Origin of the sequence: Nocardia sp. CA-120079, from assembly GCF_050955745.1 — a bacterium.
Classification (GTDB): Bacteria; Actinomycetota; Actinomycetes; order Mycobacteriales; family Mycobacteriaceae; genus Nocardia.
Genome location: NZ_CP192088.1, coordinates 8,403,410 through 8,418,119 on the forward strand (window position 1 = coordinate 8,403,410; position 14,710 = coordinate 8,418,119).

Genomic DNA, 14,710 nt, shown 5'->3' on the forward strand with positions numbered 1-14,710 from the left:
AGAACACGCCGGAAAGCGTGGACAGCGACGCGCGCCGTGCTGCACAATCGGCATCTTGCGCCGTCACCACCTCGAGAGGCTCTCGAGGAACCTCGAGATTCCGCACAGGATCGCTCCATAGCCTCGATCCGACGGCAGCCGCTCGACCCGGCTCCGCCGTAGTTCTCGTTTTGTTCTGCTCAACGCTCTGCCTGTGAAAAGACAAGTCCGGCTTGACAAGACGTCGAAAACGATCGTGGAGGCGTGTGTGACCAAGGATCTGACCCAGCTGGAAATCCTGACCGAACTCGAACCGGTGGCCGAAGAGAATCTGAACCGCCACCTGTCGATGGCCAAGGACTGGCACCCGCACGACTACGTCCCCTGGGACGAAGGGCGCAACTTCGCCGCGATGGGCGGCCAGGACTGGGAGCCGGAACAGTCCAAGCTGAACGAGGTCGCCAAGGCCGCGATGATCACCAACCTGCTCACCGAGGACAATCTGCCCTCCTACCACCGCGAGATCTCGGAGAACTTCTCCTCCCACGGCGCGTGGGGCACCTGGGTCGGGCGCTGGACCGCCGAGGAGAACCGGCACGGCATCGTCATGCGCGATTACCTGGTCGTCACCCGCGGCGTCGACCCGGTCGCGCTCGAGCAGGCCCGCATGATCCACATGACCCGCGGCGTGCATTCGCCCGACGCCTGGAGCGGATTCCTGGTGAATGTCGCATATGTGACCTTCCAGGAACTAGCCACCCGGGTCAGCCACCGCAATACCGGCCGGGTCTGCGACGACCCCATCGCCGATCGCATGCTGCAGCGCGTCGCCGCCGACGAGAACCTGCACATGATCTTCTACCGCAACCTCTGCGCCGCGGGCCTGGATCTGGCGCCCGACCAGGCCATGGCGGCGATCACCAAGATCCTCACCAACTTCGTCATGCCCGGCTACGGCATGCCCGACTTCCGCCGCAACGGCGCGCTGATGGCCAAGCACGGCATCTACGATCTGCGCCAGCATCTCGAAGAAGTGGTGCAGCCGGTGCTGAAGAAGTGGAATGTCTTCGACCGCACCGACTTCGGACCGCGCGGCGAAAAAGCGCGCCAGGAACTCGGCGAGTTCCTGGAGAAGCTGGAGAAGGACGTACTCAAGTTCGAGGAACAGCGCGACCGCCTGCTCGCCCGCGAGGCGGCGCGCGGCATCATGCAACCGGTCTGATCCCCTGACGCCGGAATCCCTTGTCGAGTGCCCCGCAAGGGATTCCAGGTCAGTAGTCGGCGCGCAGGTGGGTTACATCGGCGGCGGAAACGACGTGCTCGCCGATGCGCAGGCGACCCGCGCTGTCGACATCGGTGGCAATGCCCTCGAGGGTCTGGCCGCCTGGCAGTTCGGCACGCACGGGTGCGCCGAGGGTGGCGCAGCGGTCGCGGTAGACGCCGATCAGGTCGGTGGTGGCCCAACCGGCGTCCCGCCACGCGGTGAAGCGGCGGGCGAATTCGGTCAGCAGCGAACGCACGAGCTCGGTGCGGTCGGTGACCTTCGCGCCCGCCAGCGTCAGCGAAGTGGCATGCGGCACCGGCAGTTCCGCCTCGGTGAGACCGACATTCAGGCCGATCCCGACGACAACGGCGGGCGCCCCACCACCGGAGGCGACTTCGGCCAGGATGCCCGCGACTTTGCGGCCATCGATCAGCACATCGTTGGGCCACTTCAGCTTCGCGTCCACACCGGCGGTCGCGCGCAGTGCGTCCACCACGGCGACACCGGTGAGCAGCGGCAGCCAGCCGAGCGCGGCAGGCTCGATGCCGGGCAGCCGCACCAACACCGACATCGCTATCTGCGCGCGCGGCGGGCTGACCCAGCTCCGAGCGTGCCGACCCCGGCCCTGCTCTTGGGTTTCGGCGAGCAGTACCGCGCGATCGGCGTCGAGCTCCCCGGCCCGAGCGATCAGGTCCGCATTGGTGGACCCGGTCGACTCCACCACGGCGATGTGGGAGAAGAACGACAGCTCGGGTGACTCGATGAGACTGCGCCGCAACTGCTCTGCATCCAACGGTGGCCTGTGCACACCGGCAGGCTATCCGACGAGGTCGTACTCGCGAATCGGCACCGCCACGGACACACCGTCATCGGATTCGGCTTCGACCTCGGCCCACTCCTGCCGATCCACTATGGTCGGCTCGGTCTCCACGGTCTGCCAGCTGGTCCACGAGGTCGCCGCGGCGTGCTCGGCGACTCTGCTGCTCCATCCCCACATGATTTGCTCCTCAGCTAGGTGTGCGTCCTCCATGCACCGCACTGCCCCCTTATCTCGAGCTGAAATGCGAACGTTCTCAGGGTATCCGGGCAGCGTCGCGCCGCTCCACTGATTTTCCGGCCTCTAGCACCGCGTTCGGGTCGGCAATCGACCAGGAAGTTTGCCGCCATTCGCATGTTGGAACATGATCTAGCTGCGGTTTTCTACTGACCGGTAAGCGACACTCGGTTACCGAGAGGCACTGGCACTGGTTACACTCCGGAGCCATGACGAGTGTCCAGCACCAGCCCGCATCGGAATCGGCGGGCACCCCCGATATCCACACCACCGCTGGGAAGCTGGCTGATCTGCGGAATCGGCTCGAAGAGGCCAAGCACCCCATGGGTGAAGCCGCGGTCGACAAGGTGCACGCCAAGGGCAAGATGACCGCCCGCGAGCGCATCATCGCACTGCTGGACGAGGGCTCCTTCGTGGAACTGGACGCGCTGGCTCGCCACCGCAGCGTGAACTTCGGCCTGGAGCACAACCGGCCGCTCGGCGACGGCGTGGTGACCGGCTACGGCACCATCGACGGCCGCGACGTCTGCATCTTCAGCCAGGACGTCACCGTCTTCGGCGGCAGCCTCGGCGAGGTCTACGGCGAGAAGATCGTCAAGGTGATGGATCTGGCGCTCAAGACCGGCCGCCCGCTCATCGGCATCAACGAGGGCGCGGGCGCGCGCATCCAGGAGGGCGTCGTCTCGCTGGGCCTCTACGGCGAGATCTTCCACCGCAATATCCAGGCCTCGGGTGTGATCCCGCAGATCTCGCTGATCATGGGCCCGGCCGCCGGTGGGCACGTCTATTCGCCCGCGCTGACCGACTTCGTCGTGATGGTCGACGGCACCAGCCAGATGTTCGTCACCGGACCGGATGTCATCAAGACGGTCACCGGTGAGGACGTCACCATGGAGGACCTCGGCGGCGCGCACACCCACATGACGAAATCCGGTGTCGCGCACTACGTCGCCTCCGGTGAGCAGGACGCGCTGGACTACGTCAAGGATCTGCTGAGCTATCTGCCGAGCAACAACCGCGCCGAGGCCCCGCGCTTCCCGGCCACCGACCCGATCACCGGCGCCATCGAGGATTCGCTCACCGACGAGGACCTCGAGCTGGACACGATCATCCCGGATTCGCCGAACCAGCCCTATGACATGCACGAGGTCATCCGCCGGCTGCTCGACGACGACGAATTCCTCGAGGTGCAGGCCGAGCGCGCGATGAACATCATCGTCGGCTTCGGCCGGGTCGATGGCCGCAGCGTCGGCATCGTCGCCAACCAGCCGACCCAGTTCGCGGGCTGCCTCGATATCGACGCCTCGGAGAAGGCCGCGCGCTTCGTGCGCACCTGCGACGCCTTCAATATCCCGATCATCACCCTGGTCGATGTTCCCGGCTTCCTGCCGGGCACCGGCCAGGAATACAACGGCATCATCCGGCGCGGCGCGAAGCTGCTCTACGCCTACGGTGAGGCCACTGTGGGCAAAATCACGATCATCACCCGTAAGGCTTACGGTGGCGCCTACGACGTCATGGGTTCCAAGCACATGGGCGCTGATGTGAACCTCGCGTGGCCGAGTGCTCAGATCGCGGTGATGGGCGCCTCGGGTGCCGTCGGCTTCGTCTACCGCAAACAGCTGCAAGAGGCCGCGAAGAGCGGAAACGATGTCGATGCGCTGCGCCTGGAGCTGCAGAACGAGTACGAGGACACCCTCGTGAACCCCTACGTCGCCGCCGAGCGCGGGTACGTCGACGCGGTCATCCCGCCCTCGCACACCCGCGGCCAGATCGTCTCGGCACTGCGTTTGCTCGAGCGCAAGATGGTCACCCTGCCGCCGAAGAAGCACGGCAACATTCCGCTGTGATCAAGCGATAACCTCGATGGGCCGCGCACACTGGTTACAGAGACACAATGAGTCGATTCGAGGATGATGATCGCTTGATCCATATGTCTTCGAGTCGAGCATGGGCTCGATCGAAATAGAGAGAGGATCTGGCACTGTGACGACCGTGGCAGATGAAGATGTGTTGACCGCCGTCGAACTGGATCTCACAGTCGACCCGATCGCGGATGCGGTCGAGGCGGCCGCACCGGCGGCAGCACCGGCCCCGGCGGTGGCCGAGCAGCCGTTCATCCGAGTCATCAAGGGTGCGCCGTCCGACGAGGAAGTCGCGGCGCTGGTGTGTGTGCTGTCGGCGGCCGCGAACGGCGGCGCGAGTAGCGGACCGGTCGGTCCGTCCGACTCCTGGGGTCGCCCGACCCTGATGCACCGCGGCACCTCGCCGTTCTCTCCGTACTCTTTCCCGCAACTGTCACACCTGCGCGACTGATCGGATGACGAGACTCGTTCTCGCCTCCGCATCGCCCGCCCGCCGCGCGGTATTGCGCTCGGCGGGCATCGAACCCGTCGTCCGGATCTCCGATGTCGATGAGGACGCCGTCGCCGCGGCACTGCCGCCCGGCACGGCGCCTGAGGTCGTCGTGGTAGAACTCGCGCGGGCCAAGGCACGGTCGGTGGCCGCCACGATTCCGGATTTCGCCGCGGATTGCGTTGTGGTCGGCTGTGATTCGATGCTCCTCGTCGACGGCGAACTACAGGGCAAGCCGCATACGCCCGAGGTCGCGCGGGCCCGCTGGGCCGAAATGGCCGGGCGCAGTGCGGATCTCATTACCGGCCACTGCGTCCTGCGCATGCGCGACGGCGAAATCGTCGCCGAATCCGTCGACTGCAGTTCCACCACAGTGCATTTCGCCAAGCCCGAACCCGAGGAGCTGGACGCCTACATCGCGACCGGCGAGCCGTTGCAGGTGGCCGGTGCTTTCACCCTCGATGGCATGGGCGGTTGGTTCGTCGATCGCATCGATGGCGATCCGTCGAGCGTTATCGGAATCGGACTACCACTGCTGCGCCGACTGCTTGGCGACATTGGGGTCGGCATTGCGCAGTTGTGGCGCCACTCGCCCAGCTGACGGCGGCGCGATCCGCGCCTCCGTCCCGGCCTCCGCGCCGACCGGCACCGGTGTCACGTCGCGTTCCGGCTCCCGCCGTGCCATGAGTTCCAGTCGAACCACGCAGAGCTCCGGCTCGACGAACGGTTGCAGCCGGACATTCACCTCACCGCGCACGCCGTTGCGGTCGAGCACCTCTTTGATCAAGCCCAGGTGCACGCCGCACACCACCTCGGAATGGGTGCGCGCGAGTTCGCGCAGCGGGCAGGCGGTGAGCCGGATCAGGACCTGCTCATCGGTTTCGGCGGCCGCGTCACGCTCCGGCGCGAAACCCAGTTCGGACATCAGCGTCATGGTGACGTCCTTGGCGTCCTCAAGCGATTCGACCGCATGGTCACCCGCGTCGAGTTTGGCACCCCAGGCACGTCCGGCGGCAATGGCCGCCTCGGAGCGACGCCGCGGATCGGGGCCGAGCTGATCGGCCAGGACCTGGGCCAGTTCCTGATAACCAACCGATCGCTGAACCGCGCTGTAGCCGATGCGCGGGCGCCCACGGCCGCGCGGTGGTTGTTGGAACTGCCGCACCAGCGATTCCCTGGTAAGCACGTCCAGATGGAACCGAACAGTGGTGACGTGCTGTCCGGTGATTCTGGCCAGTTCTTGGGCGTCGAGAGGTTCGCTGGCGCCACGTAGGATCGCGAGCAGTCGACGCCTCGGCCAAGAATCGGACATAGCTCACCCCTCCTCCCGGGAGACTTTATCGGATGAGGGTGCGATTTATTCGCCCATTCAGCCGATTTGTGATCTGAAACGAGTTTCACTAACGCCTCACATCTAACATCGGCGTGAGACCCGAACCGCTGTAACCACCCGTCTACCTCGCGTGAAGGACCCATATCGTGCCCGTTGCCCCGGACTCTCATCCAGCCTTCGGTTCGTACGCACATCCTCACCGACTAGTAACCACAGAGTGGCTGTCGGCAAACATCGGCACGCCGGGACTGAAGATCATCGAGTCCAACGAAGACATCCTGCTCTATGACATCGGACACGTTCCAGGCGCCACCAAGGTCGATTGGCGGGGCGACCTCAACGATCCGGTTACGCGTGACTATATCGACGGTGCTCGGTTCACCGAGTTGATGCGCGCCAAGGGAATCGAGCGCGACGATACCGTGGTGATCTACGGCGATCGCGGCAACGCGCAGGCCGCGCATACGTTCTGGGTCTTCACCCTGTTCGGGCATCCGGATGTGCGACTGCTCGACGGCGGACGGGACGCGTGGATCTCCGAGGTGCGCGACACCACCTTCGACCCGCCCTACCTGCCGCGCAGCGAATATCCGACGGTTCGGCGCGATGACAGTACGGTGCGGGCGTTCCGCGAGGATGTGCTGGCCCACCTCGGCAAGCCGCTGATCGACGTGCGCTCCCCCGAGGAGTACTCCGGCGAGCTGATCCAGCCGCCTGCCGATCCCGAGGGCGCGGCGCTGCGCGGCGGACATATTCCGACCGCGACCAACATTCCGTGGACCGAGGCATTCCACGGCGACGGGCGCTTCCGCTCCCGGGCCGAATTGGACGATATCTATGGCGCGCTGGCGATCGCGGACGATCTGGTCGTCTACAGCCGGGTCGGCGAGCGGTCCAGCCACACCTGGTTCGTGCTGACCTATCTGCTCGGGTTCGAAAGCGTGCGCAACTACGACGGGTCCTGGACCGAATGGGGCAACTCGGTTCGCATGCCGATTGCCAAGGGGTGTGAACCGGGTGACGCACCGACGGCCGGTACCCGCAAGGCGCGCGCCCGATAGCCGTGATCTGGGCGCATCACAACCGAAGGCGCATTGTGATGTGTGACCTACTGTGGAGTAGGGCTATCCGAGTGCGGCGGTTGTTGGCAGACTGCCTACACTCGCCCGAGACGGAAGTATGTCGACCACGGGGCGACCAAGAAGATTGCTAACAGGAGGCTCAGTGCCCAGCCATGCCAGCGCGCGGATATCGAAGGTACTCGTAGCTAACCGAGGCGAGATCGCCGTTCGCGTGATCCGGGCAGCCAAGGATGCCGGTATCGGCAGTGTCGCGGTGTACGCGGAGCCGGATGCCGATGCCCCCTTCGTGAAACTCGCCGACGAGGCGTTCGCCCTCGGCGGGCAGACCTCGGCCGAGTCGTACCTCGTCTTCGACAAGATCCTCGACGCCGCGGCCAAGTCCGGCGCCGACGCCATCCACCCCGGCTACGGATTCCTTTCCGAGAACGCCGACTTCGCTCAGGCCGTCATCGACGCCGGGCTGATCTGGATCGGCCCCTCCCCGCAGTCCATCCGCGACCTCGGTGACAAGGTCACCGCGCGCCACATCGCCGAGCGCGCGAAGGCGCCGATGGCGGCAGGCACCAAGGATCCGGTCAAGAACGCGGCCGAGGTAGTGGAGTTCGCCAAGGAGTACGGCGTGCCCGTCGCGATCAAGGCCGCCTTCGGTGGCGGCGGTCGCGGTATGAAGGTCGCGCACACCATCGAAGAGATTCCGGAGCTGTTCGACTCCGCTGTCCGCGAGGCCACCGCGGCGTTCGGTCGCGGTGAATGCTTCGTCGAGCAGTACCTGGACAAGGCCCGCCACGTCGAGGCACAGGTCATCGCCGACAAGCACGGCAATGTCGTGGTCGCCGGTACCCGCGACTGCTCGCTGCAGCGCCGGTTCCAGAAACTGGTCGAGGAGGCACCCGCGCCGTTCCTGACCGATGACCAGCGCGCGCGTATCCATGCTTCGGCCAAGGCCATCTGCAAGGAGGCCGGTTACTACGGCGCGGGCACCGTGGAGTACCTGGTGCAGGGCGACACCGTGTCGTTCCTCGAGGTGAACACCCGCCTGCAGGTCGAGCACCCGGTCACCGAGGAGACCGCGGGAATCGACCTGGTGCGTCAGCAGTTCCGCATCGCCGAGGGCCACGAGCTGGCGATCAAAGAGGATCCGACGCCGCGCGGGCACGCCTTCGAATTCCGGATCAACGGTGAGGACGCCGGCCGCGGCTTCCTGCCCGCACCCGGGCCGGTGTCGGTGTACGAAGAGCCCAGCGGTCCGGGTGTGCGCGTCGATTCCGGTGTGGTGCAGGGCAGTGTGATCGGCGGTCAGTTCGACTCGATGCTGGCCAAGCTGATCGTCACCGGCGAGAACCGCGAGCAGGCGCTGCAGCGGGCCCGGCGCGCGCTGGCCGAATTCCACGTCGAGGGGCTGGCGACGGTCATCCCGTTCCACCGCGCGATCGTCGAGGACCCGGCGTTCATCGGTGACGGCGAGAAGTTCGACGTCTACACCAAGTGGATCGAGACCGAGTGGGTCAACACCGTCGAGCCGTACACCCCGGCTGGTGCCGTCGCTGACGAGGACGAGGATCTGCCGCGGCAGAAGGTCGTCGTCGAGGTCGGCGGACGTCGGGTCGAGGTGTCGCTGCCGGGCAACTTCACCGCAGGCGCCGGCGCCGCGGGTGCGGGCAGCAATGGCGCCGGAGTGGTCCGAAAGAAGCCCAAGCCGCGCAAGCGTGGCGGCGCAGGCGGCGGTGCGGCCTCCGGTGACGCGGTCACCGCGCCGATGCAGGGCACCGTGGTCAAGGTCGCGGTCGAAGAGGGCCAGTCGGTCGAGGCGGGCGATCTGATCGTGGTGCTCGAGGCCATGAAGATGGAGAACCCGGTCAACGCGCACAAGGCCGGTGTGGTCACCGGACTGTCCGTGGAGGCGGGCGCGGCCATCACCCAGGGCACCGTGCTGGCAGAAATCAAGTAAACAGCTGGCGAAGACCGTCCCGGAGCGGGCGCTGGACACCTACGTCCGCGCCCGCTCTGTCGTATCGTGGATCGGTGACCAGCTCTGTCGTCGTGCCCACCGTCGCGGAGGTCATCCGCGGCCGACGTGAATCAGCAAGCCGCGCCGACGGATACCGCCTCGCCTTGGTCGTCGAGGGTGGCGGCAGCCGCGGCGTCTACTCCAGTGGGATGGTGCAGGCGCTCGAGGAACTCGGGCTCGCCGCGGTTTTCGATGCCGTATACGGCACATCGGCAGGCGCGATCAACGCGGCCTGGTTCTTGTGCGGGCGGGCAAAGTCGGGCATGCGGGCCTGGACCGATCCGGTGATCATGCGGCGCGCGGTCGATCCGGCCCGGCTGCTGCGCGGGCGGCCCGCCTTCGATCTGGACTACCTGGTGAACCAGGTCTACGACGGCATCGAGCCGATGGATTTTCCGGCGATTCTGGCCAATAGCACCACCTTTCATCCGATCGGCACCGATATCCGCACCGGGCACGCGGTCGATCTGCGTCGGCACATCGTCGACAAGCCGACGCTGATGACCGCGTTGCGGGCCTCGGCGGGTCTGCCGATTCTCGCGGGTCCGCCGGTGCCGCTCGGAGGTGCCGAATATCTGGACGGTGGGCTGTCCGAAACGGTGCCGATCCGCACCGCGGTGCGCGACGGCGCGACGCACGCCTTGGTGCTGCGCACCCGACGCACCGATGAAAAACGCCCACCCGCGCCTCGGCTGCACCAGGTCGTCGGGGGCAGCTATCTGCGCGTCAGGGCGCCGGGGGCTTACCGCGCCTGGCTGCAGCGGCCCCATCAGCAGGCCGTCGAGGACAACTTCCTGGCGAGTCTCGGGGATGCGGCTCTGCAGATCCACCCGCCCCTCGGCTCCCCGGATGTGGACAGCGCCGCGCGCGACACCGCGCTGCTCTACCAGGCATTGACGATCGGGCGGCAAGCCGTGCATGCGTCCCTGGCCGCGCTAGTTCAGTTCGACGGTGGCGCCGTTGGAAAGCATGAAGTCGTGTAGTTCGAGCCGACTCGGAGTGGCGTCCTGCGCGATGTCGAAGACCAGCTGGGTGGTGGCCGATTGGCCGGGCTGGAGTTCGAACGAATAGCCGTAGCGGCGCTGGGTGGTCTGCCACATGGTCGCGATCGCGTTGTGGTCGACTTGGCGACCATGGGTGTCCACGAGACGTTGCCCGACCGGCAGGAACCACTTCGCCTCGTCGGAAATATTGCGGACCTCGACGGTGACCACGGAATACGAGCCGCTCGCATTCTGCAATCCGATCCGCGGGACACCGGAATCCACCGAGGTGACCACGAATTCGAACTTGCCGTCGCGAACCGGGCTGTTCAAGCCGGCAGCTACCGGCGCGGGCGGCTCGGCTGATTGCGCGGTATCGCCGTCACGCACCGCGGCAGATGGATCGGCCGTGCGCGTGCCGCCGCCGCTGCCGGTATTGCCGAAGGCGATCAGCGCGGCACATCCCGCAGCCAGCATGAACGGGGTCAGGAAGATCACCACGAGTGCGCCGACCAGCCTGGACAGGAAGGACTTACGGCGCCGACGCTGATACTTGCGTGGTGGTGGCGCGATCCATGGGCGGCGCTGCGAGACCGACCAGCGAGGGGCAAGCGGAGCCCGCTTCGGTTGTGGTGCAGCGCGTTTCGCTGCGCGGACGACCGGCGTCGGTTGGACCGCAGGGCGATTCGGTGACCATGGGGAATGCTGCGGTGCGGCGGGTCTCACCGGTGGCGGTGCCAATCGGGTTGCCACGAGTGTCGGCGTTGGGCCGGGCTCGGGCAGGATCTTGGTGGGATCGAGTGGCTTCGGCGAGTGCGTCTCTACCCGTGTCGGCGCGGGTGTCTGCGCGCGCGTCGGTGTCGGGCGCTCATCCGCCACAAGCCCTCGCGTCTCAGGTAACGACGAGGGCGCATCCGGAAGTGGCGGAGGCGGTGTTGCCGTTCGTGATAGCGGCGCCTGCGTCTGCGCTCGCGTAGGCGGGTGCGTCTCCACCCGCGTCGGCGTCGGCTGCATGTCTGCTGCCGGACGTCGGGTCTGCGGTAACGGCGCGTGCGGCTGTGGTGCGCCTGAGAACGGAGGCTGGGGTGCCGGCTGCGGCGCATCCGAGTGCGCAGGCTGGGCTGAAGCCGATTGCGACGCTTGCGGCCGCGGTGCATCTGGGAGCGGAGGCTGGGGTGCCGGCTGCGGCGCATCCGAGTGCGCAGGCTGGGCTGAAGCCGATTGCGACGCTTGCGGCCGCGGTGCATCTGGGAGCGGAGGCTGCGCGGAGAGCACGGCTGGTGGCCGAGCGGATGCAGAGGGCGCATCGGGTGTCGAGTGCTGGGCCGAGGGGGTGGCCACGTCGAGTGTCGATGGATGCGGTGTGGGGTGTGGGAGGCGCGCGAAGGCGGCGGCTGTGTATGCGGCGGCGGCGAATTCGCGGGCGGTGGGATAGCGGTGGGTCTGGTCCTTGGCCATGCCGCGGGCGATCACCGCGTCCAATTCCGTTGGCACCGCGGGGTTCACGGTTGATACGCGGGGCGGGTCGGTCATCAGGTGGCCGTGCATCTGACGGGCCGGGTCGGTGTCTCCGTAGGGGCGGCGACCGGTCAGGCATTCGTAGAGGACGCAGGCCAGGGAGTAGACGTCGGAGCGGGCATCGACGGTGCCGTTGAAACGTTCCGGCGCCATATAGGCCCAGCTACCGATGGCCATGCCGGTGGCGGTGACGGCCGTCTGGCCCAGGCTCTGCGCAATGCCGAAGTCGATCAGATATGCATGCCCACCGGTGCCGACCAGGATGTTCGACGGTTTGACGTCGCGGTGGATCAGCCCGGCTCGATGCGCCGCATCCAGGCCCGAGGCCGCCTGCGTCACGAAGTCGACGGCCGCCGTAGGTGTCAAAGTGCCGACCCTGGTCAGCATTTCGGCCAGGTCGATGCCATCGATGTACTCCATATCGATGTACAACCGGCCGTCGAGTTCGCCGAAACCGTGGATCGGCACGATATGCGGATGTCGCAGACTTGATCCGAGCCGCGCCTCCCGCTGGAACCGCTTTCGATAGTCCGCATCGGCGGCCACCTGCTCCGCCAACACCTTCAGCGCGACCGTGCGCCCGGTTTCGCTGTCATGCGCCAGCCATACCGCCCCCATACCGCCCCGCCCGAGCAAACGGTCGAGCCGGTATTTTCCGAACTGTTCCCCCATCACTGACCTCCATCGCTGGGACGAGGCAGGTGGCCGCGCCATTGCGGAGTGGGACGGCAACCCGATCGAAACCGCATCGCCCGAACCTCTCCCGACCCTAACCCCGCCACCCATCCTCGACCAGTGTGAGCTCCCCTACGTAGTCCTACTCAATCAGCGCCACACGATCGCCACAAACGCTGAGGTGTGCCATTCGGCAACGCTTTACTTGCCCGGCTTGGCGCGGCCGCCATGGCCGGGCTTGCCCTTGTTCGGCTTGTCGTTGCCAGAGTCGCCATTGGCCGAGTTGTCCACATGCGGATTTCCATTGCCAACGATCGTGGGTTCGGACTGCTGTTCGGGTATCTCGCCGAAGGGCTGCGCGGGAACCCAATTCGCGTTGCCACCAGCCACAGTTCGACATGCGAGCGGTGTTCCGTCGGCAGCGGTAGCAATGCCGTCGATATCCGGATTGCACAGTTGCCCCACACCCGCAATCACCACATTCGGCGTCGTCGCCTGCGCCGAATGGGGCGGCACCAACGATGCGGGAACAGTTGGGGTAGTCCTGCCGGACGACGGTGCCGCGGAACTTGTTTCGCCCCCCGGACGCCCCAACCACAGCCCCAACCCGATCACAGCAACCAACGCAGCAATGGCAACAGCCGCATGCCCCGGCCCGACTGCCCACGCCAACTCGACATCTCGCCCCGACTCCGCCACACCCCCGCCAACCCACGTCGACTCACTCGAGGTCCGAACATCCCGCGTCCGCTCGACTGCGGCCGCATCGCCCCGCTCCGGCTGCCCCCCAGACCTGCCGCCCCACTTCGAATCACGCATACCGCCGACATCACGTATTCCCTGCCCCGCGGCCTCACCGACCCGCATCGGCCCGCCCACAGCCCCGACGACCCTCGTCGGCTCAGGGACGCGCCCGGCATCGCCCAGACCGGCAGCTTCGACCCCACCGGCCGATATCGGCTCTGGCACAGATCGAGCCTGCCGCACCCTCGCGCCTCCAGACCGGCCGCCCAACATCGGCCCGCCCACAGCCCCGCTGACCAGCGCCGATTCAGGAACACACCCGGCGCCGCGCAGCCCCGCACCCACGGCCTCACCGCCCAACGCCGACTCCCGCGCAGACCCGGCGCCTACGACCCCACCGGGCCACATCGGCTCCACCACAGGCTGGGTCTCCCACATCCGCCCGCCTTCGGACGGTCCGTCCCGCATCGATTCGCGCGCATGCCCGGCATCGTCGATCCCCGCTCCTTCGCGCTCTCTGGCCCGCATCGGCTCTGGCGCAGGCCGAGCCCCCTGCATCTCCGTGCCCTCGAACGGGCCTTGCGTCGTCGCACGCGCAGACCCGACATCTCGCATCTGCCCACCTGCGGACCCCAAGGCCCCCATCGAGGCAGCCGCAGACTCAGCGACCTGCATCCGCTCGACTCCGCCGCCTCGCATCAGCTCATCGGCAGACTCGGCGACGCGTGGCCCGGCACCGACGCCGAGCGACTCGGCCGCACGCGACGGCTCGGGTAGGCCATAGTTTGTCGGCACAGTTTCCGCCGCGATCTCGACGGTCGAGGCCTCGCGGCCGGTCACCGCGGCATACGCCGCGCAGGCGAATTCGCCTGCGCTGGAATAGCGTTGGCTCGGGTCCTTGGCCATGGCGCGGGTGATGACAGCGTCCAGGGTTGCGGGTATGGCGGGGTTCAGGGTGGTGGCGCTGGGTGGGGCGGTCAGCAGGTGGGCGCGCAGTTGCTGTGGGGAGTCGACATTGCCGAAAGGTCTTTGGCCGGTGACGCATTCGTACAGAACGCAGGCCAGTGAGTATTGGTCCGCGGGCGCCTCGGTGACACCGTCGAAGCGTTCCGGTGCCATATATGCCAGGGTGCCGACCACATTGCCGTGGGCCGTGATCGCGGGCTGATCAATGCGATGCGCGATGCCGAAGTCGATCAGATGGACGAACCCGGTCGGGCCCACCATGATGTTGGAGGGTTTGACGTCGCGGTGCACCAGGCCGACCCGGTGCATGGCATCGAGCGCCATCGCGGTCTGCGCGATGATCGCGACGGCACGCGCCGGATCCAGCGGCCCGCCGTCCCGCAGCAATGCGCTGACATCGGTGCCCTCGATGAACTCCATATCGATATAGAGGCGGCCGTCGTGTTCGCCAAAGGTGTGGATCGGAACCCGGTGCGGTCCCGGGGCCTGGGCTGCCAGACGGGCCTCCCTGGTGAACCGCAGTCGACAGGTCGGATCCGCGGCGTGCGAGCAGGCCAGCACCTTGAGTGCGACGGCGCGGTCGGCGACGGTGTCCCGGGCGAGCCAGACCTGCCCGGTCCCACCGGTGCCGAGCAACCGATCGAGGCGGTAGTGGCCGAACCACGTCTTGCCCATGTCGAACCTCCTACTACCTTCCATTCGTCTTTTAGCTACCCGAAATCCACACCGGCATTACCGAATCCGCGAAT

12 protein-coding genes are annotated in these 14,710 nt (G+C 66.8%); 7 read left to right on the forward strand and 5 right to left on the reverse strand.

Annotated elements, in window-relative coordinates; translation table 11 throughout:
* The first annotated feature begins 247 nt into the window (after positions 1 to 247).
* A complete protein-coding gene (locus ACQPYR_RS38235; RefSeq protein ID WP_433624270.1) occupies positions 248 to 1,201 on the forward strand; it encodes an acyl-ACP desaturase in 954 nt (317 codons plus the stop codon).
* 49 nt (positions 1,202 to 1,250) lie between these two features.
* On the opposite strand, the gene ACQPYR_RS38240 is transcribed toward ACQPYR_RS38235, so the two are convergent.
* Together ACQPYR_RS38240 and ACQPYR_RS38245 are read right to left on the reverse strand one after the other, a co-directional pair.
* A complete protein-coding gene (locus ACQPYR_RS38240; protein ID WP_433624272.1) occupies positions 1,251 to 2,051 on the reverse strand; it encodes a biotin--[acetyl-CoA-carboxylase] ligase in 801 nt (266 codons plus the stop codon).
* A 9-nt stretch (positions 2,052 to 2,060) separates the two neighbouring features.
* On the reverse strand, positions 2,061 to 2,240 hold the full coding sequence (locus ACQPYR_RS38245; RefSeq protein ID WP_433624274.1) for a hypothetical protein: 180 nt from the start codon (positions 2,238 to 2,240) through the stop codon (positions 2,061 to 2,063).
* 266 nt (positions 2,241 to 2,506) lie between these two features.
* On the opposite strand from ACQPYR_RS38245, the gene ACQPYR_RS38250 reads away from it, so the two are divergent.
* The 3 genes from ACQPYR_RS38250 (at position 2,507) to ACQPYR_RS38260 (ending at position 5,253) form a co-directional block, all read left to right on the forward strand.
* On the forward strand, positions 2,507 to 4,147 hold the full coding sequence (locus ACQPYR_RS38250) for an acyl-CoA carboxylase subunit beta (protein WP_433624276.1): 1,641 nt from the start codon (positions 2,507 to 2,509) through the stop codon (positions 4,145 to 4,147).
* Positions 4,148 to 4,283: 136 nt separating this feature from the next.
* Positions 4,284 to 4,613: an acyl-CoA carboxylase subunit epsilon gene (locus ACQPYR_RS38255; RefSeq protein WP_433624278.1), complete on the forward strand. Its 330-nt coding sequence runs from the start codon at positions 4,284 to 4,286 to the stop codon at positions 4,611 to 4,613.
* Positions 4,614 to 4,617: 4 nt separating this feature from the next.
* Positions 4,618 to 5,253: a Maf family protein gene (locus tag ACQPYR_RS38260; RefSeq protein WP_433624280.1), complete on the forward strand. Its 636-nt coding sequence runs from the start codon at positions 4,618 to 4,620 to the stop codon at positions 5,251 to 5,253.
* On the opposite strand, the gene ACQPYR_RS38265 is transcribed toward ACQPYR_RS38260, so the two are convergent.
* Positions 5,179 to 5,964, reverse strand: coding sequence for a helix-turn-helix transcriptional regulator (locus ACQPYR_RS38265; RefSeq protein WP_433624282.1), 786 nt, complete (start codon positions 5,962 to 5,964; stop codon positions 5,179 to 5,181). The two genes, ACQPYR_RS38260 and ACQPYR_RS38265, sit on opposite strands and share 75 nt — an antisense overlap.
* A 167-nt stretch (positions 5,965 to 6,131) precedes the next feature.
* Between ACQPYR_RS38265 and ACQPYR_RS38270 the strand changes: the two genes are divergently transcribed.
* The 3 genes from ACQPYR_RS38270 (at position 6,132) to ACQPYR_RS38280 (ending at position 10,058) form a co-directional block, all read left to right on the forward strand.
* Complete coding sequence (locus ACQPYR_RS38270; RefSeq protein ID WP_433624284.1) at positions 6,132 to 7,046, forward strand: sulfurtransferase; 915 nt, start codon at positions 6,132 to 6,134, stop codon at positions 7,044 to 7,046.
* Between the two features lie 163 nt (positions 7,047 to 7,209).
* The gene (locus ACQPYR_RS38275) at positions 7,210 to 9,015 is read left to right on the forward strand and encodes an acetyl/propionyl/methylcrotonyl-CoA carboxylase subunit alpha (RefSeq protein WP_433624286.1); all 1,806 of its coding nucleotides are present in this window, start codon (positions 7,210 to 7,212) and stop codon (positions 9,013 to 9,015) included.
* 74 nt (positions 9,016 to 9,089) lie between these two features.
* The gene (locus ACQPYR_RS38280) at positions 9,090 to 10,058 is read left to right on the forward strand and encodes a patatin-like phospholipase family protein (protein WP_433624288.1); all 969 of its coding nucleotides are present in this window, start codon (positions 9,090 to 9,092) and stop codon (positions 10,056 to 10,058) included.
* Here ACQPYR_RS38280 and ACQPYR_RS38285 read toward each other — a convergent pair.
* Positions 10,011 to 12,248 carry a protein kinase domain-containing protein gene (locus tag ACQPYR_RS38285; RefSeq protein ID WP_433624290.1) on the reverse strand — a complete coding sequence of 746 codons (2,238 nt, stop codon included), beginning with the start codon at positions 12,246 to 12,248 and terminating at the stop codon, positions 10,011 to 10,013. The two genes, ACQPYR_RS38280 and ACQPYR_RS38285, sit on opposite strands and share 48 nt — an antisense overlap.
* Before the next feature lie 204 nt (positions 12,249 to 12,452).
* Entirely contained in the window at positions 12,453 to 14,636 is a 2,184-nt protein-coding gene (locus tag ACQPYR_RS38290; protein WP_433624292.1) for a serine/threonine-protein kinase, read from the reverse strand.
* Between the last annotated feature and the right edge of the window lie 74 nt (positions 14,637 to 14,710).

What these genes read in the sequence shown, in the direction of transcription:
- ACQPYR_RS38245 (WP_433624274.1), bottom strand. Translation starts at nt 2,240, where the DNA reads ATGTGGGGATGGAGCAGCAGAGTCGCCGAGCACGCCGCGGCGACCTCG.
- ACQPYR_RS38250 (WP_433624276.1), top strand. Translation starts at nt 2,507, where the DNA reads ATGACGAGTGTCCAGCACCAGCCCGCATCGGAATCGGCGGGCACCCCC.
- ACQPYR_RS38260 (WP_433624280.1), top strand. Translation starts at nt 4,618, where the DNA reads ATGACGAGACTCGTTCTCGCCTCCGCATCGCCCGCCCGCCGCGCGGTA.
- ACQPYR_RS38265 (WP_433624282.1), bottom strand. Translation starts at nt 5,964, where the DNA reads ATGTCCGATTCTTGGCCGAGGCGTCGACTGCTCGCGATCCTACGTGGC.
- ACQPYR_RS38285 (WP_433624290.1), bottom strand. Translation starts at nt 12,248, where the DNA reads ATGGGGGAACAGTTCGGAAAATACCGGCTCGACCGTTTGCTCGGGCGG.
- ACQPYR_RS38290 (WP_433624292.1), bottom strand. Translation starts at nt 14,636, where the DNA reads ATGGGCAAGACGTGGTTCGGCCACTACCGCCTCGATCGGTTGCTCGGC.